Raw genomic sequence first — 21838 nt, forward strand, 5'->3', positions numbered from 1 at the left:
GCGGAGGGAGGACCTTCGTCACTTCGTGCCGGCCGGGCACCCGTCCCAGAATGAAGGGGCCGACGGAGTCTGGAGGAGGACGCGATGAGCCGGGGCCCACTACCCAGGACCACCGCGTGGCGCGGGGTAGCCCGCTGCGTCGTCACCAGCCTGGCGATGCTGGGGCGGCGGGAGGTCCACCAGCCCCTCGGGAACGTCGGTCGGGTGGTCTGGTTCGCCGACGGCACCGCCGGCCGGGTCTACCGCGAGACTGCAGTGGACCGGGCACCGGAGTCCCCGTGCTTCCTGGTCGTCTCGTTCCGGCTCCGGTGGGTGCACGGACGCGGCCACGAGTGGTTCAGGCGGGAGAGCATCCTCAACACCCCGCTCTTCGTGGGGTTCCCCGGGTTCGTCTCCAAGCTGTGGCTCGCGCACGACAGCCACGGCACCTACCGCGGTCTCTACGACTGGGACGGCTCGGAGCGGGCCGAGCGGTACGTCCGGTCCCTGTGGCGGGTGCTGGAGCTGGTCAGCGTGCCGGGATCCATCGACTACCGGGTGCTCCCAGGGCTCCGGCGTGACCGGGTGCTCGCGGACCTGGACGGGCTCGACCGCTACGCACCGGCAGAGACCGAGGCGTGGTGGCGCGTGGTCGCCGCGGCGTGACCAACCGGCCGGACGTGCTGGTCGTGGGCGCCGGGCCCACGGGGCTGACCACCGCCCTCCAGGCCCACGACCACGGCGCGACGGTGCGCGTCGTCGAGCGCCGGCCGGAGGCGTTCCGCCCGTCCCGGGCGATGATCATGCATCCGCGGACCCTGGAGAGCCTGCGCCCGCTGGGTGTGACGGACCGCCTGCTCGACCGGGCCGACCGGGCGCCGCTGGCCGAGCTGCACATCGGCCGCCGACAGGTCCTGGCGCAGCTCGGCGAGGTCGGACTGCACGACACCGCCTTCCCGCACCTCACCCTGCTCCCCCAGGCGTACGTCGAGGAGGTGCTCGCCGACGCGCTCGCCCACCGCGGGGTCCGCATCGAGCGGGGGGTCGAGGTCGTCGACGCCTCCGCGGACGACGACGCGGCGCACGCGACCCTGCGGAGCGCGGACCGGGTCGAGGAGACCGCCTGCCGGTTCCTGGCGGGCTGCGACGGCCCGGCGAGCGCCGTACGCACGGAGGCGGGGATCGCCTGGCGAGGTGCCGGGTACACCGAGGAGGTCGTGCTCGCCGACCTCGAGCTGGACGGGCACCTGGCGCCGGGGGTGCTGCACGTGGGGGTCGGCCGGGCCGGGCTGGTGTTCCTGTTCGCCCTGGGCGAGTGCGCGACCTGGCGGCTCCTGGCCACCCGTCCCGCGCACGACGACGGCGGGGCGTTCGGGCAGCCGGGTGCGGAGGTGCCGGTGGCAGACGTGCAGGACGTCCTGGACGCGACGGCGCTCGACGTCACGGTCGGCGAGCTGCGCTGGTCCGCGCGGGTGCGGCTCCAGCACCGGCTCGCCGACACCTTCCGACGCGGACGGCTCTTCCTGGCCGGCGACGCCGCGCACGCGCACTCCCCCCGCCGCGGCGCAGGGCATGAACGCCGGGATCCTGGACGCCGTGAACCTGGGGTGGAAGCTGGCCTTCGCCGGTCCGAGCGGCCCGTGCAACGACCTGCTGGCCTCCTACGGCGCGGAGCGCCGACCGGTGGCGCGCCAGGTGCTCGCCCTGACTCACCTGGTGTTCTTCGCCGAGGCGTCGGCGAACCCGCTGTCGGCGTACCTGCGGGGCACGCTGCTGCCCCTGGCCGCTCCTGTCCTGCCGGCGCTCGTGCGCCAACGGCGGCTGATGGCCCAGGTGGTCCGGCTGCTGTCCCAGGGATGGGTGCACTACCGCAGCAGCCCGCTGTCGGTCACCGGCACCCCGCCCGGCGACGGGCCACGCCCGGGTGACCGGCTCCCCGACCAGGAGGTGACCCACGACCTGGGGAAGCTGCGCCTGCACGAGCTGACCGCCCGGCCCGGCGTGCACGTGCTGCTCCAGCGGGACGCGCTGCCGGTGGACCGTCTGCGCCTGGGTGCCCTCGTGTCGGTCCACCGGATCAGCAGCTGGCCGGGGCGGGGTCTCCTGGCCGTGCGCCCGGACGGTCACGTCGGCTACCGGTGCGGCGACGCCGACCCAGAGCAGCTGCGTGCCTGGCTGCGGCTGCTGCGGCCCCGCTAGCGCGCCTTGCCGACCGTCAGCAGGACCACGGAGTCCTCGACCGCCTCGAGGGAGTGCGGGGAGGGCGGGATGAACATCAGGTCCCCGGGGGACCCGTTCCACCGGTTCTCTGCGACCACGAGGGTGACCCGGCCGTGGAGCACCTGCAGGGTGGCCTCGCCCGGGCTCTCGTGCTCGTCGAGGTTGCTGCCGGCCCGGAGCGCGATCAGGGTCTGACGCAGGACGTGCTCGTGCCCGCCGTACAGCGTGTGGGCGCTGCGGCCGCTGGACGCCGTCATCGCCTTCTCCAGGTGCTGGCGGACCAGGGCGGTCAGGGACTCCTTCTGCATGTGCTCTCCTCCTCGTGGAGTGGCGCCGGTTCCTCCGCTGGATCGAGCAGGAAGCTCGGGGACGCGCTGTGTGCCTCGTCGACCAGGGCCCAACCGCTCGCCCCGAGGGTGATCACGGAGACCGGGAAGATCCCGAGGTCCTCGCGCTCGACGTGGACTGCCAGGTCGTCGAGCAGCCGGAACACCTGCGCCTCGAAGTCTGCGGAGCCGGTCTCGAGGCCGGCGATCACCGCCGCGAAGTCGCGGTGCTCGCCCTCGAGCGCCTCCACCTCGTCGACGAACTCGCCGGCCGCGCGCATCGCCCGGAACACCCCGTCCTCCTCCCGCCGCACGTGCCGTTCGAGGTGCGCGACGAGCCCGGCCAGGCGCGCCATCGCGTCCGCGGGCTTCCCGACGCCCACGTCCTGGCGCACGTGGTCGGCCTGGTCGACGAGGGCGGAGTGCTCGTCCATCAGCTCGGCGATCGCCGGCACCCCTCGACAGCCGCAGTACTCACACACCTCAGCCCACCCGGTCCCAGCCACGACGGGGCCGATGGCTGCCGAGCTGGACGTCGTCGCGGCTGCGGTAGACGATGTAGGGCCGCGTCAGGTAGCCCACCGGCGCGCTGAACACGTGCACAAGACGGGTGAACGGCCAGACCGCGAAGAGCCCGAAGGCGACCAGCGCGTGCAGCTGGAAGCCCAGCGGCGCGTCCGCCATCAGCGACGCGTCCGGCTGGAACGCGAGGAACGAGCGGAACCAGACCGAGACGCCCTCGCGGTAGTCGTACTCACCGCCGACCGTCAGGATCGAGCCCATGACGGTGTTCCACATGCCCAGCACGATCACCACCGCCAGAAAGGCGTACATCACCTTGTCCATCACGGTGGTCGCCGAGAACACCGGGCCGACCGTGCGGCGGCGGTAGAGCAGGATGACCATCCCGACGACCGCCATCGCGCCCGCCGGGAGACCGCCCGCCACGGCCAGCACGTGGTAGGTGTGCTCGCTGATGCCGACCGCGTCGGTCCACGACTCCGGCACCAGCAGGCCGATGACGTGGCCGCCCACGACGCCGAGCATCCCGAAGTGGAACAGGGGGCTGCCGATGCGCAGCAACCGGTTCTCGTAGAGCTGGCTGGACCGGGTGGTCCAGCCGAACTTGTCGTAGCGGTAGCGCCACACGTGCCCAACGACGAAGGTGGTCAGGCAGACGTAGGGAACCACGACGAAGAGGAACTCGGTCATCGGCGGGCTCCCGGGAAGGACGGCGTCGGCAGGAGGGTCGTCCCCGAGGCGGACCCGGGGCTGAACTGCGGGGCCGCGAACGGCGCCAGTCCCACCTCCTCCTCGGGCGGACCCTCGGCGGCGAGACGGCGTACGGCGTCCCGCTCGTCGCCGCGCAGGGGAGGCAGGGTCGAGGTGACGGCGTCGATCAGGCCCGCCCAGGGAGAGGACAGGTCGGCGAGCGAGACACGCAGCAGCTCGAGCCCGGCCCGATGGTCGAGCATCAGGCTGCGGCCCCGCTCCTGGTCGACGGTGGCAGCGAACTCCAGCACCACGCACAGGTGGTCGGGCAGCTCCGAGTCGTCGAGCTCGTAGCCGACGCCGAGGTAGGTCTGCTTGAACCGCAGCAGGGCCATCCCCCGTTTGCGGGTGTCCCCGTGCGCGAAGTAAGTCAGGAACAGGTTGCACCGGCGCCGGTTGTCGAACGTCTCGACGTACTCGGCCTGCAGCGCCGGAAGGGACGCCTGCTCCAGGTGGTCCGCGAAGCCGCGGATCTTGTCCCCGATCGGCACCGGCAGCTGCTGCGACGCGGCCCGGATGACGTCGAGGCGCGCCAGCATCTCGGCGTCGGGGTAGTCGAGCAGCAGCGACACCGACTGCCAGGCGATCGTCAGCTGGTGCGGCGCGAGGCCGGCCCTGGGTCGTCGGCTCACGGCTCCGTCCCCTTCGGCGGGAACAGTCCTGGGGGTGAGCCCTTGCCGTCCCAGTTGAGGAGGTTGACCCGCGCGCTCTTGTCGGCGGGCGAGACGAGCGTGTCGGCCGTCTGCCGGTCCTGGAGCATCTGGAAGTTCTCGACCGCGATAGGGGTCGGCACACCGGAGCCCTCGCCGAACAGGTCGTGCTGCCCGCCGCCGTAGTCCGAGACGGCACACTCGGTCGCCAGCTCCTCCAGGGCGTGGGCCTGCTCGGCGTGGGCCGGCGGGATCACGTAGCGCTCGTCGTACTTGGCGATGGCGAGCAGGCGGTACATGTCGTACATGTCCTCCTCGCTCATCCCGACCGCCGCCGGGATCGAGCCGTCGGGCTCGCGGCCCAGGTTGATGTCGCGCATGTAGCAACGCATGGCGGCGAGCTTCTTGAGCACGGCGTCGACCGGCGCCACGTCGCCCGCGGTGAACAGCTGGGCGAGGTACTCGACCGGGATCCGCAGCGCGTCGATCGCGGCGAACAGGTTGCCCTTGTCCTCGGCATCCTCCCCCGTCTCCTGCACCACGTCGACCACGGGCGAGAGCGGCGGGATGTACCAGACCATCGGCATCGTGCGGTACTCCGGGTGCAGCGGCAGAGCCACCTTGTAGGTGTTGATCAGCGCGTAGATCGGGGAGCGCTGCGCGGCCTCGACCCAGTCCCGGGCAATGCCCGCCCTCTCGGCCTCGCGCACGACGTCGGGGTCGAACGGGTCCAGGAAGACGTCCCGCTGCGCCTCGTACAGGCCCTGGTCGTCCTCCGTCGACGCCGCCTCGAGCACCTTGTCCGCGTCGTACAGCATCAGGCCGATGTAGCGCAGCCGCCCCACGCAGGTCTCCGAGCAGACCGTCGGCAGGCCGACCTCGATCCGCGGGAAGCAGAACGTGCACTTCTCGGCCTTGCCGGTCTTGTGGTTGAAGTAGATCTTCTTGTACGGGCAGCCCGACACGCACATCCGCCAGCCGCGGCACTTGTCCTGGTCGACCAGGACGATGCCGTCCTCCTCGCGCTTGTAGATCGCACCACTAGGGCAGGACGCCGCGCACGACGGGTTCAGGCAGTGCTCGCAGATCCGCGGCAGGTAGAACATGAAGGTCTGCTCGAACTCGAACTGCACCCTGTCGCCGATCTTCTTCAGCATCGGGTCGAGGTGCGCGGTGGCGGTGGACCCGCCGAGGTCGTCGTCCCAGTTGGCCGACCACTCGATCTTCAGGTCCTTGCCCGAGATCAGCGACTTCGGACGGGCGACCGGCGTGTGCTCCTGGGCCGGGGCGTCGGTGAGCGTGGCGTAGTCGTAGGTCCATGGCTCGTAGTACTCCGCGATCGAGGGCAGCTTGGGGTTGGAGAAGATCGTGAGGAGCTTCTTGAACCGCCCGCCGCCCTTGAGGGTCAGCCGGCCGCGGTGGTTCAGCTCCCAGCCGCCCTTCCACTTCTCCTGGTCCTCGTAGGTCCGGGGGTAGCCGAGTCCGGGCCTGGTCTCGACGTTGTTGAACCAGATGTACTCGGTGCCCGTGCGGTTGGTCCACGCCTGCTTGCAGGTCACCGAGCAGGTGTGGCACCCGATGCACTTGTCGAGGTTCATGACCATCGCCATCTGTGCCATGACCCTCATCAGTACGTCACGTCCTGGCTGCGCTTGCGGATGACGGTGACCTCGTCGCGCTGGTTCCCGGTCGGGCCGAGGTAGTTGAACGCGTAGGTCAGCTGGGCGTACCCGCCGATCAGGTGCGAGGGCTTCACCAGCAGCCGGGTCAACGAGTTGTGGATGCCGCCCCGCTTCCCCGAGGTCTCGGCGATCGGTACGTCGATCAGCCGGTCCTGGGCGTGGTACATGTACACCGTCCCCTCGGGCATCCGGTGGGACACGATGGCCCGCGCGACCACGACGCCGTTGCGGTTGACCGCCTCGATCCAGTCGTTGTCGACGATGCCGACCTTCGCGGCGTCCCGGTCGCTCATCCAGATGTTCTGACCACCGCGCGAGAGCGACAGCATGAAGAGGTTGTCCTGGTACTCCGAGTGGATGGACCACTTGTTGTGCGGGGTCAGGTAGCGCACCGTCAGGCCCTCGACCTGGCCGGCCGTGCCGTCCGAGACGTTGCCCAGGGCGGGCTCGGCGAAGAGCGCCGCCATGTTGAGCGGTGGCCGGTAGACCGGCAGCCCCTCGCCGAGCTCGGTCATCCAGTCGTGGTCGAGGTAGAAGTGCATCCGGCCGGTCAGGGTGTGCCAGGGCTTCCTGCGCTCCACGTTGATGGTGAACGGCGAGTAGCGCCGGCCACCGGTCTCGGATCCCGACCACTCCGGCGAGGTGATGACCGGGACGGGCGGCCCCTGGGTGTCGGCGAAGGTGATCTGCTTGCCCTGGTGCTCCTCGGCCAGGTCGGCCAGCCGGACGCCGGTGCGCTTCTCCAGGGTCTTGAAGCCCTGGGTGGCCAGGTGCCCGTTGGTGGTCCCGGACATCGCCAGGATCGCCTCGCAGACGTCGACGTCCCGCTTCAGCGACGGACGGCCGTCGGCCACGCCGCCGCGCACGGCGCCGTTCTTGGCGCGCAGGTAGTCGACCTGCGCGCCAAGCTCGAAGGTGACCCCCTTGGTCGTCGCGCCGAGAGAGTCCAGCAGCGGGCCGAGCGCGTTCATCTTCTCGGCCACCGCGCCGTAGTCGCGCTCGACCTCGACCAGCTTGGGCATGGTGACCCCCGGGACGGGCTCGCACTCGCCCTGCTTCCAGTCGCGCACCACACCGTGCGGGTTGGCCATCGCGTCCGCGGTGTCGTGCGTGAGCGGCACCGCGACGACGTCGGTGCGGACACCGAGGTGGGTCGCGGCCAGCTCGCTGAACTTCTCCGCGATCGTCTGCCAGGCGTCCCAGTCGGTGCGGGTCTGCCAGGGCGGCGCGATGGCGGGGTTGAACGAGTGCACGAACGGGTGCATGTCTGTGGTGTTCAGGTCGTGCTTCTCGTACCAGGTCGCGGCCGGCAGGACGACGTCCGAGAAGATCGTGGTGCTGGTCTGCCGGAAGTCGATCGTCATCAGCAGGTCGAGCTTCCCCTCGGGCGCCCGGTCGTGCCACCTCACGTCGCGCGGCCGGCTGCCTTCCGGTGTCTCGGTGGCGCGCAGGGACGAGTCGGTGCCCAGCAGGTGCTTGAGGAAGTACTCGTTGCCCTTGCCCGAGGAGCCCAGCAGGTTGGCCCGCCAGATCGACAGGATGCGCGGGTAGTTGTTCGAGGCGTCCGGGTCCTCTCCGGCGAAGCCGAGGTCGCCGGACTTCAGCTGCTCGACGACGTACTCCCCCACCGGCTTGCCGGCCGCAGCCGCGTCGTCGCTCAGGTCGAGCGGGTTGCGGTCGAAGGTGGGGTACGACGGCATCCACCCCATGCGCGCGCTCTGGGCGATCACGTCGGCGGTGGACTTGCCGGCCAGCTGCCCGCTGCCGGTGGTCGCCGACAGGGTGTCCGCCCCGAACTGGTCGTAGCGGAACTGGTCGGTGTGGAGGTACCAGAACGCGGTCTGGATCATGTTGCGCGGCGGCCGGTTCCAGTCCAGCGCGTTGGCGACCTGGGTGTAGCCGGTGAGCGGTCGCACCTTCTCCTGGCCGACGTAGTGCGCCCAGCCGCCGCCGTTGACGCCCTGGCAGCCGGTGAGGTTCGTGAGGGTGAGGAACGCCCGGTAGATCGTGTCGGAGTGGAACCAGTGGTTGGTGCCGGCCCCCATCACGATCATCGAGCGCCCCCGCGACTCCTCGGCGTTGCGGGCGAACTCGCGGCCCACCCGGGCGGCCGTCGCGGCCGGCACACCGGTGATGGCCTCTTGCCAGGCCGGCGTGTACGGCGACTCCGCGTCGTCGTAGCCGGTCGCCCAGGCACCCGGCAGCCCGGGCCGGGCGACGCCGTACTGCGCCATCAGGAGGTCGAAGACGGTGGTGACCAGGTGGCCGCCGACCCGACGCACGGGGACGCCGCGGGGCAGGTCGGCGGCGGCGCCGTCCGGCGTGTCGAAGCGCGGCATCCGGACGACGACCGACTCGGTCGCGGTGTCGAGCAGGGACAGCACCGGGTCGACGTCGCCGAGCTCGAGGTTCCACTTCCCGACGCCCGCCTCGCCGTACCGATGACCCAGTGAGCCGTTGGGGACGACCGGGTCACCGGTGACCGAGTCGACGAGCACGGTCTTGAACGCGGCGTTCTCGTCGTCGGCGTGGTCGACGAGGTCGGCGGCGGTGAGGAACTTGCCGGCGGTGAAGGTGCCCTCCCCCGCCTCCTCGAGCCGGACCAGGTGGGGCAGGTCGGTGTAGCTCTTCACGTAGTCGGTGAAGTAGGGGGTCGACCGGTCGACGAAGAACTCCTTGAGCACGACGTGCCCCATCGCCATCGCCAGCGCGGCATCCGTTCCCGGCCGGGCCGGCAGCCACTCGTCGGCGAACTTCACGTTGTCGGCGTAGTCGGGGGGCGACCGCGATCACCTTCTGGCCGCGGTAGCGCGCCTCGGTCATCCAGTGCGCGTCGGGCGTGCGGGTGACGGGGAGGTTGGAGCCCCACATGATGAGGTACCCCGCGTTCCACCAGTCACCGGACTCGGGGACGTCGGTCTGGTCGCCGAACACCTGGGGCGAGGCAACCGGCAGGTCGGCGTACCAGTCGTAGAAGCTCAGCATCGAGCCGCCGACCAGGTTCACGAACCGGGCACCGGAGGCGTGCGAGACCATCGACATCGCCGGGATGGGCGAGAAACCGGCCACCCGGTCGGGGCCGTACTTCTTGATCGTGTGGACGTGTGCCGCCGCGACGATCTCGCTGGCCTCCTCCCACGAGGCGCGGACCAGGCCGCCCTTGCCGCGGGCGGACTTGTAGGCCCGGGCGCGTTGCGGGTTCTCGACGATGTGCTCCCAGGCCCGGACCGGGTCACCGCCGTGCTGCGACTTGGCCTCGCGGAACATCTGGAGCAGGACGCCGCGCACGTAGGGATAGCGGACCCGCGTCGGGGAGTAGGTGTACCAGGAGAACGCCGCGCCCCGGGGACAGCCGCGGGGCTCGTACTCCGGGGAGTCCGGCCCGACGGACGGGTAGTCGGTCTGCTGGGTCTCCCAGGTGATGATCCCGTCCTTGACGTAGACCTTCCACGAGCACGAGCCGGTGCAGTTGACGCCGTGCGTGGAGCGGACCACCTTGTCGTGGCTCCAGCGATCGCGGTAGAAGTCGTCCGCCCCCCGACCACCGGCGTGCGAGAGCGTCCTCAGGTCCGCCGAGACGGTCCCCCGGGTGAAGAAGCGCCGGCTGCGCACCAGGGCGTCCGCGAGGGCGCCGTCCAGGCCGATGTCACGAGGAGGTCGTGCGGGGGCGGTCACGAGGCTTCCTGCCCCTGGGCCGCGGTACGCCGCACGACGGTCACGGTCAGCACCAGTGCCAGAGCAGCGGTGAGGGACAGCAACCACAGCCCGATCGCGTAGGAGTCGGTCCGCCCGTAGACGTAGCCCATGACCAGCGGCGGCACGAATCCGCCGAGTCCGCCGGCCGCCCCCACGAGACCGGTCACCCCACCGACCCGGCTCGGCTCGGTGACCTGGGCGATGAGGGCGAACGTGGCACCGCTGCCGGAGCCGAGGGCGGCGGCCATCGCGAGGAACGCGACGGTGCCGACCCCGTGCAGGGGAGGCGTCCCCGCGGAGATCGCGGCCCCGACCACCACGACCCCGAAGCCGGTGGCGAGCACCGGGACAGCACCCAGCCGGTCGGAGAGCCATCCCCCGACCGGTCGCATGACGACCGCGATCACCACGAAGCCGGCCATCCGGTTGGCAGCGTCCGCCGGGGTGAGCCCGTGGGCCGTCTTGAGGTACGCAGGCAGGTAGACCGAGAAGGCGACGTACCCTCCGAACGCGACCGCGTAGAGCAGGCAGGCCTGCCAGGTGATCGATAGCTGTGCGTTGGCCGCGAGCCGTGCGAGGAGCGACGAGGTGGGCGGCACCCGACCCGGTGCGTCCCGGAGCACGAACCAGGCGGCGACGGCGTAGACGGCCAGGACTGCGGCGGTGAGCAGGAAGGGCGCCTGCGCGTCGACGCCCGTGGTGAGCTTCACCGTGGTCAGCGCGCTGATCGCGGTCCCGCCCATCCCGGCGCCGAAGATGCCGATCGCGAGACCGCGTCGTTCGGGCGGGAACCACGCGTTGACGAAGGGCACGCCGACGGCGAACGCCGTGCCCGCGATGCCCAGGAAGAAGCCGCCGACCAGCAGCAGCGCGTAGGAGTCGAGCGCGAAGAGGTCGATGAACAGGATCGGCAGGATCGTGACGCCCGTGACGAGCGGGAACATCACCCGCCCGCCGTACACGTCGGTCAGCCCGCCGACCAGGATCCGCCCGAGCGAGCCGACGACCACCGGCACGGCGACGAGCAGCGCCACGTCGGACTCGGTGAGCGTCCCGAGTGCACCGGTGTCACGGAAGAGCGGGCCCAGCGGGCTGATCAGCGCCCACGCCCAGAAGTTGACGGCGAAGCCGACGGTGGCCATGGCGAGCATCAGCCACGGCGAGCGGGTCGCTTCCGTCGACGATCCGGTGACCCCGGGGACGGACGTCGTCGCCATGCGGTCTCCTGACTGGCCCGGCCCATGAGGGCCGGTGCGCACCCACTCAAGTGGAAACCGGGAGGAATGGGCAGGGCCAAAGGTCCCGGAGACAGGTGTGGACACCCAGGGTACCTGCGCGTGACAATCCTGCGGCAGGCTGGCTCACCACCGCGGGGGTGCACGCGCATGACGGACAGGACCCTGGACTCCGCCTACACGACCCGAGCGCTGACCGCCGAGACCTGGGGCGACTTCGCCGGGCTGGTGGAGGCCAACAACGGGGTCTGGGGCGGGTGCTGGTGCATGGGCTTCCACCCCGAGGGGGTCGGCGAGGGCCGCACCGTGACCGGGAACCGGGACGCCAAGCTCGCGCACGTGCGCGAGGGAACGGTCCACCAGATCCTCGTCTACGACGGCGAGGAGTGTGTCGGCTGGTGCCAGTACGGCCCCCCGGCGGAGCTCCCCACGATCAAGAACCCGAAGGCGTACGACGCCGGGCTGACCGACCTGCCGGACTGGCGGATCGGCTGCATGTTCACGGGCAAGGGCCACCGGCGCGCGGGGGTCGCGCGAGCCGCGGTGACCGCCGCGCTGGGCGCGATCGAGGCAGCCGGCGGCGGGGTCGTCGAGGCCTACCCCGAGCAGGTCGAGGGCCGCGGACCGCAGCGCGGCAGCTACCTGCACACCGGCCCGGAGAGCCTGTTCGAGGAGCTCGGCTTCGAGCGGGACCGACGCATCGCCAAGTGGCGCTGGGTGATGCGGCGACGGATCCAGCCCGGCGCCGTCCCGGTCGGCACGGGTCAGACCGGGTAGCCGGCGTCGGCCAGGACGTTGCGCCCCACGGCCAGGCACCGGGCCCGTCGCTCCGGCATCGTCGACCAGTAGTACCAGATCATCAGGGTGATGGAGAGGGCCCACGCCCGGCCGCGCAGCCAGGACGCGTCGTCGACGCCGAGCTGTCGCCGGAACAGCTCGCGGGCAGCAGGGTCCAGGACCTCCCAGGCGACGACCAGGTCAACGGTCGGGTCGCCCACCGACAAGCCGCCGAAGTCCAGGACCGCGCTGAGCGCCCCGTCGCGCACCAGCAGGTTCTCGGCGGCCAGGTCGCCGTGGTACCAGCACGGCGTCGGACGGCCCGCCTCGGGGAGCCGCATCGCCTCGAGCCACACCTGCTCGACGGCGTCGAGGTCGAGGTCGAAGCCGTCCAAGGACCGGCACCGCTCGATGTTCTCCCGCGTGGCGCGGTCCATCGTCGCGAGCGGGTCGCCCCGGTAGGACCACACGTGCGGGTCGTCGACCGCCCGCGGGGGGACCTCCACCCGGCGCAGCGCCTCCAGGAACGTGGCGAGGTCCGTGGCCAGGACCTCGCGTCGTGGGTCGACGGCCGTGCCCGGACCGACCACCTCGGGGTGGGTCCCCTCGATCCAGCGGACCACCGACCAGCGCTCGGGGTAGCCGCAGTCCGGGTCCAGCACGGCCACCACCTCGGGCACCGCGACCGGCAGCGACGGCCCCAGCAGCGGGAGCCAGGCTGCCTCCTTCGAGATGGTCTGCGAGCCTCCGGGCTGGCGCGGCAGCCGGACCAGCAGCTCGCTGCCGAGACGGAACAGCACGTTGGTGGAGCCACTCGACGGCAACCGACGGACCGGTGCGTCGGCGTAGGCGGGCAGCGCCCGGCCCACCAGACGGCGGACCAGCTCGCTGTCGATCGGGAGCTCGTCGGCATGGAGGGCAGGGGGCACGCCGTGGACCCAACCCCAGAACCGGGTCGCAGAGCAACCGGATTCCGCTTGTAACGCGGGGTTACGGACGCTGAACCCGAGGTACGCCGCGTGCGAACCGTCCGGATCGCGTGCGGACCAGCCGCTCGACTACGCTCGCCCCGTCAGCCACGTCGGACGGACACCAGTGCCATGATCCTGTCGAAGGTCCGGGACCTCCGCCTCGTCACGATCCGCCGGGGTGGGACCCTCACCGACTCGGACCACCGTCTCCTCGCGCTGTGGGCCGCCTCCTGCGCCGAGCACGTCCTCGGCCTCTTCGAGGCGGCTCGGCCCGAGGACCCGCGACCCCGTCAGGCGATCGAGCAGGCCCGCGCCTGGGTGCGCGGCGAGGTCCCGATGATGCAGGCCCGCGCGGCAGGCGGCCACGCCATGGGCGCGGCCCGGGACCTGCGCGGGGCGGCTCGGCACGCGGCGTACGCCGCCGGTCAGGCCGCGGCCGTCGCCCACGTCGCGGCCCACGAGCTCGGTGCGGCCGCCTACGCGATCAAGGCCGCCCGTGCTGCCGCCCCGGACGGCCGGACCGACGCGGCCGGCCGACGCGAGTGCCGGTGGCAGCGCGAGCAGCTGCCGGACCCGATCCGCGAGCTCGTCCTCGACGACCAGCGGCTGCGGAACGACCTCTGCTGGTCGGTGTTCGACTGCTGAGCGTGCCGCGCGGCCGGCAGGGCACGAAAGAGAGGCTAGTGGCGGTGCGGGGTGGCCCCGACGGTGGTGGAGCCCAGGTCGTCGGAGCGACCGGCCGCCAGGCGGGACCACTGCGGGATCGGCCGGCCGTCGAGACTGAACTGCCGCGACATCGGTCGGCCGCTCCCGAACGGCTGCGGCCACCCCTCGGGAGAGTCCTCCCACGGCTCCTGACGGCCGTAGGCGGTCATGTCGAGCATCCCGTAGCTGCCGCTCATCGCCTCACACCCGCGGGCGGTGGTCCAGTACGTCTCGAACACGCGGCCGCCCTCACGCAGGTAGCAGGCCTTCATCCCGAAGTCGTGCCACGGCGGGCTCTGCAGGGCAAGACGGTCGTAGGACTCCTCGGGCACCGAGTACCACGGCATGTCCCACCCCATGAACTCGCGTAGCGGTTGCTCTCGGCGTACGGGCCGCCGCAGAAGACCGCGAAGGTGACGTCCCGGGAGTGCAGGTAGGACAGCTCGAGCGCCTGGCCGGTGTTGAACGTGCAGCCCTCGCACTGGTCGGCGGCCGGGAGACCGGTGTGCCACATGTGGTACGACGCGAACAGCTGCGCGCGGCCCTCGAACGTGTCGAGCAGCGGCACGGTGCCGGCCGCTCCGACCAGAGGCGTGGCGGGGTCGACCTCGACCATCGGGAGGCGGCGCCGGGCGGCCGCGATGGCGTCACCCTCGCGGGTGTGCGCCTTCTCGCGCGCCCTTAGCGCCTCCAGCTGCTCCTGCCAGGTCTCGCGGTCGACGATCGGCGGCGTGGCGGTCATGCTCGTCCCCTTCGTTGCGTCGGGTGGTCCTGGATACGGACCACCGGACCACCGCGAACTCATCGGAGCACGGCCGGGTGGCGGGCTGACGCGGACGGCCGGCGCGCACCCGGGTGGGCTCGCTAGGAGTCCCCGCCCGCGGACCCGCCGGCGATCTCGTACGACCAGAGCTCGCTGTGGACGCCCACCGGCCCGGCGCCGTGGTGCCCGCCACTGGGGCTGCCTTCCGGGCCGCCCTCGCCGCCGGCCGCGGACGACGTCGAGCCGACCGCCGAGCGATGCCCGTGGGCGAACGCCGGCGACGTGACCCAGGCGTCGAAGGCCTCCTCGTCGCGCCAGCGGGTGACGACGAGCCACGTGGTGCGCTCGTCGGTCGGCTTGAGCAGCTCGAAGCCCTCGAACCCGTCCTGGTCGTCCACCGCGCCGGCCCGCGCACCGAAGCGTCGGGCCAGCTCGTCGCCGCTGTCCGCCGGGACGGTGATGGCGTTGATCTTGATGACAGTCATGCACCCATCGTGGCACCGGCGGCCCCGAGCGCCGCTCCCCTGTGCCACCCGGTGGACCGGGGATACGATGCTCGCCCGGTGGGGACGGCGCTGGGCGGACGCCCCGCGCGCCCCGCGGGACTGCCTGACGAGGAGGGCGACGATGCCGGTGCTCGGAGTGGGCGGGATCTTCTTCCGTGCCCAGGACCCCGACGCGCTCACCGCCTGGTACCGCGAGCACCTCGGCATCGATGCCGGCTGTGCTGCCGAGGACACCGGGCCGCCCGACGAGTGGTCGTGGAAGGTGCAGGGCGGCCCGCTCGTGTTCGCGCCGTTCGACACGGGGACCGACTACTGGGCCGCGGACAAGCAGTTCATGCTCAACCTGCGGGTCAGCGACCTCGACACCCTGCTCGAGCAGCTGACCGCCGGCGGGGTCCCCGTGGTCGTCAAGCCCGAGTGGGACTCCCCTGAGACCGGTCGCTTCGCCCGGGTCCACGATCCCGAGGGCAACGCGATCGAGCTGTGGGAGCCGCCGCCGGAGCCGGACAAGTAGTTGCTTCTCAGCATGTATGCTTCCTAGCAACGACTTGCCAGGAGGCCTCGAGGTGTCACGCACGAGCCGGACGTCCCCGGCGAACAGCGGCGAGCTGGCGGACGCATTCCTCACCGCGAGCCGCGCGCTGGCGGGGTTGGCCGTGCGGTCGCTCAACGCCGCGCCGGTGGAGGTCACGCTCCCCCAGCACCGACTGCTGGTGCTGCTGTCGACGGGCGGTGAGCAGACCGTCGGTGCGCTCGCGCAGCAGTTCGAGGTCAACCCGTCCAACGCCAGTCGCCTGTGCGACCGCCTGCAGAGGCTGGGGCTGGTCTCCCGCGACCGGTCCGCTCGGGACGGCCGGGCGGTGGACGTCGCGCTGACCGCCGCGGGGCGGGAGCTGTTGGAGACCGTTCGGGCGCACCGCCGACACGAGATCCAGCGGGTGCTGGACGGTATGTCGCACGTCGACGTCGGCGCAGCGGTGCAGGCGCTCACCGCGTTCGGCGACGCCGCGCACGAGCTCGGGGAGGCGCAGTGGACCGTCCACGCCTCGTGACGTCGCTGCTCGTCGGCGAGAGAGTCGGCTAGCCGGTGGCGGTATGGATGCAGGCCGGACTCTGGGGTCTGGCCGCCGGAGGCGCCCTGGTCCTCGGGGCGCTCGTCGCCTGGTTCGTCCAGGTCCCGCAACGGGTCGTCGCGTCGGTCATGGCCTTCGGCGCAGGCGTGCTCATCTCGGCCCTGGCCTTCGACCTCGTCGACGAGGCCGAGACCTCGGGCGGCCTGACCGCCACCGTGCTCGGGTTCCTGGTCGGCGCCGTCGTCTACGTGCTCGCCAACGTCGCGCTCGCGAAGCGAGGCGCGCGGCACCGCAAGCGCTCCGGTGACCAACAGCCCAGCGAGGACGAGCAGGTGGGCAGCGGCTCGGCCATCGCCGTCGGCGCGCTCCTCGACGGGATCCCCGAGTCGGTGGTGCTCGGCCTCTCGCTCCTCGGCGGTCACGGCGTCGGGGTGCCGGTGCTGGCGGCGATCTTCATCTCCAACCTGCCCGAGGGACTGTCCAGCGCGGCGGGGATGAAACGCAGCGGGCGCTCGGCACGGTACGTCTTCGGCGTCTGGATCGGCGTCGCCGTCGCCAGCGGAGCGGCCGGACTCCTGGGCTGCCTGCTGCTCCAGGGGGCGTCCGCGCAGCTCATCGCCGCGATCACCGCCCTGGCCGCGGGGGCGATCCTGACGATGGTCGCCGACACGATGATCCCCGAGGCGTTCGAGCGCACCCACCTCTACGCCGGGCTGATCGCGACGCTGGGGTTCCTCACCGCGTTCACCATCGGACGCGCGGGCTGAGCTGCCCCACTCACGGACGCGCACGAGGCGCCTCGCCGACGAGCAGTCAGGCCGTGACGGTCGACGTCGCGCTCCGGGCGACGCGCTCGTCGAGATCGGCGGGCGGCAGGGCCGGCGAGAAGAGGTAGCCCTGGCACAGCGTGGAAGCCCAGCGCGATCAGTGCGTCGCGCTGCCCGCGTGTCTCGACGCCCTCCGCGACCACGTCCAGGGACAGCGCGGCGGCGAGCTGGACGACCGCTGCCGGGATCGCGCCGGCGTCCGGCGCCTCCCCCAGCTCGCTGGTGAACGACCGGTCCAGCTTCAGGCGATCCACCGGGAAGCGTCTGAGGTAGGTCAGGGACGACCAGCCGGTGCCGAAGTCGTCGAGGGCGATCCGGATGCCGTGCGACCGCAGGCGTTGCAGCCGGACTCCGACGTCGTCGTCCTCGATCTGGACCCCCTCGGTGATCTCCAGGACCAGGCTTCCGGAGGGCACGCCGGCGATCCGGACCTCCTCGAGGATCTCGTCCTCGATGCCGGGTTGACGGAGCGTCCGCCCGGACAGGTTGACGGCCAGGTGCAGGCCCGCCGCGCCGTACCGGCGGCGCCAGTCCCCGAGCTGGTCCAGCGCGGCGCGCAGGACGGCGCGGTCGACGACGGTGATGAGGTCGGAGTCCTCGGCGAGCGGCAGCCACCGGCCTGACGGGACGGGCTGCTGCCCGTCGGGCATCCACCGGGCCAGGGCCTCGAAGCCGTGGAGCGTCCCCGTGGTCAGGTCGACGACCGGTTGGAACCACGGGATGACCTCACCGGCCGCCAGGCCGATCGCCAGCCGTTCACGCAGCGAGACGGCCTCACACAGCTGCTCGGACATCCGTGGTTCGTACGGCGTCCAGGAGCGGCGCGACCGCTTCGACTCGTACATCGCGATGTCCACGCGCCGGAGCAGCTCGGCGCTCGGCATACCGCAGTGACCGGATGCCGACCCGATGCTCACCGACAGCGCCAGGTCCCGGCCGCCCAGGTGCGCCGGCCGCTCCAACGATCGGAGCACTCGACTCACGACGGCGTCGACGTCGTCCTGCGGCACCAGCATCGCGAACTCGTCGCCACCGAACCGGGCGATCGAGCGGTTCCCGGGCTCGGCGGACCGCAGCCGCCGGGCGACATCGACGAGCAGGAGGTCGCCTACCTCGTGCCCCTGGGTGTCGTTGACGGTCTTGAAGTCGTCCAGGTCCAGGAAGAGGACCGAGACGGGGGACGACTCGGTCGCTTCCTCGAGCCCGGCCGCGAGCAGCCGGAGGAACCCGTCCCGGCTCGCCAAGCCGGTCAGGGAGTCGTGGTCCACCTTGACCTGCAGCTCGGCGGCGCGCCGGTTCGCGAGCCAGATGAGCCCGCTCCCCCGGAGAGCCGCGAGCACCAGGGTCACCACGACGGCGGTGGTGGCGATCGCCACGCCCTCGACGTCCGGCCCCGCAGCACCGGTGAGCAGCAGCTGGAGAGCATGCCCGGCCCCACCATCGCCGGCACGAGCAGGAGCGGGATGCGCCATCGCCCGAGGGGGTGGGAGCTCGGCTCGAGCGACACGTCGATCGACCGCCCGAGGGACGGGTGCAGGGCCGCCGCGCCCACCAGGACGTAGCTGACCAGCCACCCGAGGTCGAGCGCCCCGCCGTCGACGTAGCCGGCTCCGAGAAAGTCCCCCAGGAAGCACACGTCGGCGACCAGCTGGGCCACCAAGCCGGAAGCAAGCAGGAGGTAGGCGACGTTCTCCAGGATCACTCCGGTGAGGGTCCGCACCACGAGCAGGAGGAGCACGAGGTCCATCACCGGGTAGGCGACGGAGGTGAACCAGTCGATCCCGACCCGGGTCGGGAGGGCCGCGCCCTCCAGGACGAGCTCCCACAGCACGATCCCCGCGCCGACCGTCCAGATGGCGGCGTCCGGCCAGGCCGCCGCCCTGCCCAGCTTCCGGATCCTCATGAGGATCACGAGGGCGGCCGTCACCAGCGGGTAGTAGGCCAGGTACGCCAGGTCGGACGCCCAGGCCAGCACGCCGGGTGCCTGCGAGAGGTCGACGTAGGACAGCGCGTCCCCCACGACGTAGCAGGCGTAGGCGGCCGCGATCAGGTACCAGGGGGTCGTCGGTCGGGGGCCGTGGCGCCGGATGCCGTGGAGGACCGCGACCACCACGCTCGCGCCGGTGGCGAGGTAGACGCATTCGTGGATGCCGGCCGGGAAGAACGGGTAGGGAACCACCGCACAGACGAGCCAGGCGACCGACGGCCACCACCAGGCCCGACCCGGCCGTCGTGACCGTCCGACCGCGCGCTTCCCCGGACCCGCGTCCGTGGCGCCGGTGGGCGCCGGTGGGGCGGGATCAGGCGGCACCGATCGCAACGGGGACTCCGTCCAGCGCAGGTCGGGACCACGGATCGTCCCACCGAAGGAGCCGCAAGCGCAGCAGAGCGCCACAAATCACCCCGGACCCGGGGTGCCCCCCACGTGCTCCGGGACCGGGTCCCGGCGCCAGGGGTCCGTGTCAGCGGTCAGGGACGTCGAAGAGCTTCTCGCGCACGGCGTACATCACGGCGTCCATGCGCGAGTGGAGCTGGAGCTTCTCCAGGATGTTGCGCACGTGGTTCTTCACGGTGTTCTCGGAGATGAACAGCCGCGAGCCGATCTGCCGGTTGTTCAGGCCCTGCGCGACGAGCTTGAGCACCTCGAGCTCCCGCGCGGTCACCCGCGGGGTCGCGAGCTGGTCCCGGTCGGAGCGGGACAGCTGCTTGAACTCGTCGAGGAGCTTGATCGCCATCGAGGGACTGATCAGCGACTGCCCGTCCGCCACCACGCGCACGGCCTGCACGACCGCGTCGATGGAGGAGTCCTTGAGCAGGTAGCCGGCCGCGCCGTTCTTGACCGCGTCGTAGAGGTCGGCCTCCTCGTCGCTGACCGTCAGCATGATGATCCTGACGGAGGGCGCGACCTCCTTGATGCTCGCGCACGCCTCGATGCCCGACCTCTTCGGCATGCGGACGTCCATCAAGATGACGTCCGGCGCGGTGGCTGCGGCCAGCTCGGTCGCGGCGACGCCGTCACCGGCCTCCCCCACCACCTCGATGCCGTCCTCCAGGCTGAGCAGCATCGTCAGCCCTCGACGAAACAGCTCCTCGTTGTCGACCACCGCCAACCGGACGGGTTCACCGCTGCCCCTGGGACGCTGCTCGGCGTCGTTCATCCAGCGATCATGGCACGTTTCGCGCCCCGAGCACCCGCACGGAAGCTGATGGGCGCCGGATCGGCGTCCGCGGGGCCCTGAGCCGGGCCGACATCGACCGGGTCCTGACCACCTCGGTCCACGGCCACGCGCGCCCGCAGGCTCAGGCCGACGTGGGTCCGAGCTGGTCACGCCGCCGGGTGAGGTAGGCGACCTCGGCGGTGTTGCCGGCGAGCTCGATGGCCCGGTCGTACGCAGCGCGGGCCTCCCCCGAGCGGCCGAGCCGGCGCAGCAGGTCCGCGCGGGTGGCGTGGAAGGCGTGGTAGCCGCCGAGGTCCAGCCCGTCGACCAGGTGCAGCGCCACCTCGGGCCCGTCCAGCTCGGCGATCGCGACGGCGCGGTTGAGCGCCACGACCGGTGACGGGTCGATGCGGGTGAGCTGGTCGTAGAGGGCGGCGACCTGGGACCAGTCGGTGTCGCGTACGTCGCCCACGGAGGTGTGCACCGCGTTGATGGCGGCCAGGATCTGGTAGCGCCCGGCGGATCCCTGACCGGCGGAGACAGCGGCGATCCGCTCCCGGACCAGCGCGTGCCCCTCGGCGATCAGCGCGCGATCCCAGGCACCGCGGTCCTGCTCCCCGAGCGTGACCAGCTCGCCGGAGGGCGACACCCGTGCCGGCCGGCGGGCCTCGATGAGCAGCATCAGCGCCAGCAGCCCGGCCGCCTCGCCGTCGGACGGCATGAGCGTGTGCACCAGCCGGGTCAGCCGGATCGCCTCGAGGGTGAGGTCGCTGCGCACGGCCTCCTTCTCGGGGTCCGAGGTGAGGTACCCCTCGTTGAAGACCAGGAAGAGGACCGCCAGCACGCCGGAGACCCGGGCGGGGAGGTCCTCGGCGGACGGCACCCGGTAGGGGATCCTCGCCGCCTTGATCTTGCCCTTCGCGCGGGTGATCCGCTGCCCGACGGTGGTCTCCTGCACCAGGAAGGCGTGCGCGATCTCGGGCACGGTGAGCCCGCCGACCATGCGCAGCGTCAACGCGATCCGGGCCTCCATCGCCAGGGCCGGGTGGCAGCAGGTGAACAGCAGCCGGAGCCGGTCGTCCTCGATCGCGCCGGTTGGTGCGGGCGGCGTGTCGTCGTACAGCATCTGGGCCTCCTTCTGCTTGTCGTCCCGACGGGACTCCCGCCGCAGCCGGTCGATCGCTCGCCGGTTCGCGGTGGTGGTGATCCAGGCGCCGGGATTGGGAGGTACGCCGTCGGCGGGCCACCGCTCGACGGCCACCGCGAACGCCTCGGCTGCCATCTCCTCGGCGATGTCCAGGTCACCGAAGCGCCGGGTCAGCGAGGCGACCACCCGGGCCCACTCCTCGCGGTGGACCCGGGTGATCGCGTCGGCGACGACCGTCACGCGACCGCGAGCGGACGGATCCGGACCTGGCCCCCGCAGGCCTTCGTGCAGACCCGCATCACGTGGCGCATCATCTCTGTCTCCTCCGGTCTGGTGGGCCCGTCCGGCCCGCCCCTCACCCCTGCTACGAACGTCCCGGGGCCGATCCGACACCCGGAGGACGATCTTCCCGCGGCGTACGTCGGAGCGCCCGGGAGCTTCGCCACCAAGATATGCCGGTGGCTCGGGCCACCGCCGGAGCAGCGCGGTCAGGTCGCACGTCCGTGCGCGCGCGCCCGGATGGCACCCACGAACGGCCCCATGCGGGCTACAGACAGCGGCCCACCCGGGGTGGACCATGGTCTCTTCAGGTTGGCCCGGACCCCGCCGACGGCACAGACGTTGGAACGAGGGGTCTCCGTGAGCATCGACTCTTGCCCGCCATCTGAACCGGCCCCTCTGCCGACCACCGCTACCGCCGACCGGGCCGTCACAGGTCACGAGTCCTGCTGAGCGCTTTCTCGAGAACCGACCGTGGCTCCCCTCCCACCCGAGCCACGTCGGGACACCTGGCCCCACCCCACGCGGGCCAGGTGGGTCGGAGCGGTCCCAGCCTCTCGGGCCGGGACCGC

At 71.8% G+C, this 21838-nt stretch carries 19 protein-coding genes and 3 pseudogenes; 8 read left to right on the top strand and 14 right to left on the bottom strand.

The genetic code is table 11. The features are described 5' to 3' along the window. Positions 1 to 84 precede the first annotated feature (84 nt). The 3 genes and pseudogenes from KRR39_RS09060 (at position 85) to KRR39_RS24630 (ending at position 2178) form a co-directional block, all read left to right on the top strand. Complete coding sequence (locus KRR39_RS09060) at positions 85 to 645, top strand: hypothetical protein (RefSeq protein WP_216941701.1); 561 nt, start codon at positions 85 to 87, stop codon at positions 643 to 645. A gap of 23 nt (positions 646 to 668) precedes the next feature. Then, positions 669 to 1463: pseudogene (locus tag KRR39_RS26025) on the top strand (FAD-dependent oxidoreductase); the annotation flags it as partial. Between the two features lie 88 nt (positions 1464 to 1551). After that, positions 1552 to 2178 (top strand): aromatic-ring hydroxylase C-terminal domain-containing protein, encoded by a 627-nt coding sequence (locus KRR39_RS24630; RefSeq protein WP_254185626.1) that lies wholly within the window; start codon positions 1552 to 1554, stop codon positions 2176 to 2178. On the opposite strand, the gene KRR39_RS09075 is transcribed toward KRR39_RS24630, so the two are convergent. The 7 genes and pseudogenes from KRR39_RS09075 to KRR39_RS09105 form a co-directional block, all read right to left on the bottom strand. Further along, on the bottom strand, positions 2175 to 2507 hold the full coding sequence (locus KRR39_RS09075) for a cupin domain-containing protein (RefSeq protein ID WP_216941704.1): 333 nt from the start codon (positions 2505 to 2507) through the stop codon (positions 2175 to 2177). The two genes, KRR39_RS24630 and KRR39_RS09075, sit on opposite strands and share 4 nt — an antisense overlap. Further along, complete coding sequence (locus KRR39_RS09080; protein WP_216941705.1) at positions 2489 to 2959, bottom strand: hemerythrin domain-containing protein; 471 nt, start codon at positions 2957 to 2959, stop codon at positions 2489 to 2491. The genes KRR39_RS09075 and KRR39_RS09080 overlap by 19 nt, the downstream gene beginning before the upstream one ends. A 49-nt stretch (positions 2960 to 3008) precedes the next feature. After that, positions 3009 to 3737, bottom strand: a complete 729-nt coding sequence (gene narI / locus KRR39_RS09085) for a respiratory nitrate reductase subunit gamma (protein WP_216941706.1) — start codon at positions 3735 to 3737, stop codon at positions 3009 to 3011. Further along, complete coding sequence (narJ, locus tag KRR39_RS09090) at positions 3734 to 4429, bottom strand: nitrate reductase molybdenum cofactor assembly chaperone (RefSeq protein ID WP_216941707.1); 696 nt, start codon at positions 4427 to 4429, stop codon at positions 3734 to 3736. The genes narI and narJ overlap by 4 nt, the downstream gene beginning before the upstream one ends. Beyond that, entirely contained in the window at positions 4426 to 6075 is a 1650-nt protein-coding gene (narH, locus tag KRR39_RS09095) for a nitrate reductase subunit beta (protein ID WP_216941708.1), read from the bottom strand. The genes narJ and narH overlap by 4 nt, the downstream gene beginning before the upstream one ends. Continuing rightward, positions 6075 to 9774: pseudogene (locus tag KRR39_RS09100) on the bottom strand (nitrate reductase subunit alpha). Before KRR39_RS09100 ends, narH begins: the two are co-directional and overlap by 1 nt. Before the next feature lie 26 nt (positions 9775 to 9800). Next, positions 9801 to 11042: an MFS transporter gene (locus KRR39_RS09105; protein ID WP_216941709.1), complete on the bottom strand. Its 1242-nt coding sequence runs from the start codon at positions 11040 to 11042 to the stop codon at positions 9801 to 9803. Positions 11043 to 11210: 168 nt separating this feature from the next. On the opposite strand from KRR39_RS09105, the gene KRR39_RS09110 reads away from it, so the two are divergent. Continuing rightward, a complete protein-coding gene (locus KRR39_RS09110) occupies positions 11211 to 11837 on the top strand; it encodes a GNAT family N-acetyltransferase (RefSeq protein WP_216941710.1) in 627 nt (208 codons plus the stop codon). Here the strand turns inward: KRR39_RS09110 and KRR39_RS09115 are convergent. Continuing rightward, positions 11825 to 12766 (bottom strand): aminoglycoside phosphotransferase family protein, encoded by a 942-nt coding sequence (locus KRR39_RS09115; RefSeq protein ID WP_216941711.1) that lies wholly within the window; start codon positions 12764 to 12766, stop codon positions 11825 to 11827. The two genes, KRR39_RS09110 and KRR39_RS09115, sit on opposite strands and share 13 nt — an antisense overlap. A gap of 171 nt (positions 12767 to 12937) precedes the next feature. Here KRR39_RS09115 and KRR39_RS09120 point away from each other — a divergent pair, with 171 nt between their 5' ends. After that, entirely contained in the window at positions 12938 to 13453 is a 516-nt protein-coding gene (locus tag KRR39_RS09120) for a putative immunity protein (protein ID WP_216941712.1), read from the top strand. 35 nt (positions 13454 to 13488) lie between these two features. On the opposite strand, the pseudogene KRR39_RS26030 reads toward KRR39_RS09120, so the two are convergent. Together KRR39_RS26030 and KRR39_RS09130 are read right to left on the bottom strand one after the other, a co-directional pair. After that, positions 13489 to 14318, bottom strand: a pseudogene (locus KRR39_RS26030) (DUF899 family protein). A 59-nt stretch (positions 14319 to 14377) separates the two neighbouring features. Beyond that, a complete protein-coding gene (locus tag KRR39_RS09130; RefSeq protein WP_216941713.1) occupies positions 14378 to 14761 on the bottom strand; it encodes an antibiotic biosynthesis monooxygenase family protein in 384 nt (127 codons plus the stop codon). Positions 14762 to 14903: 142 nt separating this feature from the next. On the opposite strand from KRR39_RS09130, the gene KRR39_RS09135 reads away from it, so the two are divergent. Genes KRR39_RS09135 through KRR39_RS09145 form a run of 3 tightly spaced genes read left to right on the top strand, consistent with a single transcriptional unit; the run spans position 14904 to position 16622 of the window. Next, positions 14904 to 15296 carry a VOC family protein gene (locus KRR39_RS09135; RefSeq protein WP_216941714.1) on the top strand — a complete coding sequence of 131 codons (393 nt, stop codon included), beginning with the start codon at positions 14904 to 14906 and terminating at the stop codon, positions 15294 to 15296. A gap of 52 nt (positions 15297 to 15348) precedes the next feature. Then, on the top strand, positions 15349 to 15834 hold the full coding sequence (locus tag KRR39_RS09140; protein WP_216941715.1) for a MarR family winged helix-turn-helix transcriptional regulator: 486 nt from the start codon (positions 15349 to 15351) through the stop codon (positions 15832 to 15834). A gap of 47 nt (positions 15835 to 15881) precedes the next feature. After that, positions 15882 to 16622: a ZIP family metal transporter gene (locus KRR39_RS09145; RefSeq protein WP_254185629.1), complete on the top strand. Its 741-nt coding sequence runs from the start codon at positions 15882 to 15884 to the stop codon at positions 16620 to 16622. Here KRR39_RS09145 and KRR39_RS09150 read toward each other — a convergent pair. The 4 genes from KRR39_RS09150 to KRR39_RS09165 all read right to left on the bottom strand — a co-directional run bounded on the left by KRR39_RS09150 (position 16559) and on the right by KRR39_RS09165 (position 21227). Next, positions 16559 to 18058 carry a putative bifunctional diguanylate cyclase/phosphodiesterase gene (locus tag KRR39_RS09150; protein WP_216941717.1) on the bottom strand — a complete coding sequence of 500 codons (1500 nt, stop codon included), beginning with the start codon at positions 18056 to 18058 and terminating at the stop codon, positions 16559 to 16561. The two genes, KRR39_RS09145 and KRR39_RS09150, sit on opposite strands and share 64 nt — an antisense overlap. Continuing rightward, positions 18028 to 18861: a hypothetical protein gene (locus tag KRR39_RS09155; protein WP_216941718.1), complete on the bottom strand. Its 834-nt coding sequence runs from the start codon at positions 18859 to 18861 to the stop codon at positions 18028 to 18030. Before KRR39_RS09155 ends, KRR39_RS09150 begins: the two co-directional genes overlap by 31 nt. Before the next feature lie 283 nt (positions 18862 to 19144). After that, positions 19145 to 19840 (bottom strand): response regulator, encoded by a 696-nt coding sequence (locus KRR39_RS09160; protein WP_216941719.1) that lies wholly within the window; start codon positions 19838 to 19840, stop codon positions 19145 to 19147. Between the two features lie 142 nt (positions 19841 to 19982). Then, entirely contained in the window at positions 19983 to 21227 is a 1245-nt protein-coding gene (locus KRR39_RS09165) for an RNA polymerase sigma factor (protein ID WP_216941720.1), read from the bottom strand. Positions 21228 to 21838: the final 611 nt, after the last annotated feature.

It is taken from the genome of Nocardioides panacis (assembly GCF_019039255.1).
GTDB classification, from domain to species: Bacteria; Actinomycetota; Actinomycetes; order Propionibacteriales; family Nocardioidaceae; genus Nocardioides_B; species Nocardioides_B panacis.

Bases quoted from the DNA above. Each gene is read 5' to 3' on its own strand.
- KRR39_RS09135 (WP_216941714.1), top strand. From the start codon at position 14,904: ATGCCGGTGCTCGGAGTGGGCGGGATCTTCTTCCGTGCCCAGGACCCC.
- KRR39_RS09145 (WP_254185629.1), top strand. From the start codon at position 15,882: ATGCAGGCCGGACTCTGGGGTCTGGCCGCCGGAGGCGCCCTGGTCCTC.
- KRR39_RS09120 (WP_216941712.1), top strand. From the start codon at position 12,938: ATGATCCTGTCGAAGGTCCGGGACCTCCGCCTCGTCACGATCCGCCGG.
- KRR39_RS09130 (WP_216941713.1), bottom strand. From the start codon at position 14,761: ATGACTGTCATCAAGATCAACGCCATCACCGTCCCGGCGGACAGCGGC.
- narH (WP_216941708.1), bottom strand. From the start codon at position 6,075: ATGAGGGTCATGGCACAGATGGCGATGGTCATGAACCTCGACAAGTGC.
- KRR39_RS09075 (WP_216941704.1), bottom strand. From the start codon at position 2,507: ATGCAGAAGGAGTCCCTGACCGCCCTGGTCCGCCAGCACCTGGAGAAG.
- KRR39_RS09160 (WP_216941719.1), bottom strand. From the start codon at position 19,840: ATGAACGACGCCGAGCAGCGTCCCAGGGGCAGCGGTGAACCCGTCCGG.
- KRR39_RS09105 (WP_216941709.1), bottom strand. From the start codon at position 11,042: ATGGCGACGACGTCCGTCCCCGGGGTCACCGGATCGTCGACGGAAGCG.
- KRR39_RS09060 (WP_216941701.1), top strand. From the start codon at position 85: ATGAGCCGGGGCCCACTACCCAGGACCACCGCGTGGCGCGGGGTAGCC.
- KRR39_RS24630 (WP_254185626.1), top strand. From the start codon at position 1,552: ATGAACGCCGGGATCCTGGACGCCGTGAACCTGGGGTGGAAGCTGGCC.
- KRR39_RS09110 (WP_216941710.1), top strand. From the start codon at position 11,211: ATGACGGACAGGACCCTGGACTCCGCCTACACGACCCGAGCGCTGACC.
- narI (WP_216941706.1), bottom strand. From the start codon at position 3,737: ATGACCGAGTTCCTCTTCGTCGTGGTTCCCTACGTCTGCCTGACCACC.
- KRR39_RS09080 (WP_216941705.1), bottom strand. From the start codon at position 2,959: ATGGACGAGCACTCCGCCCTCGTCGACCAGGCCGACCACGTGCGCCAG.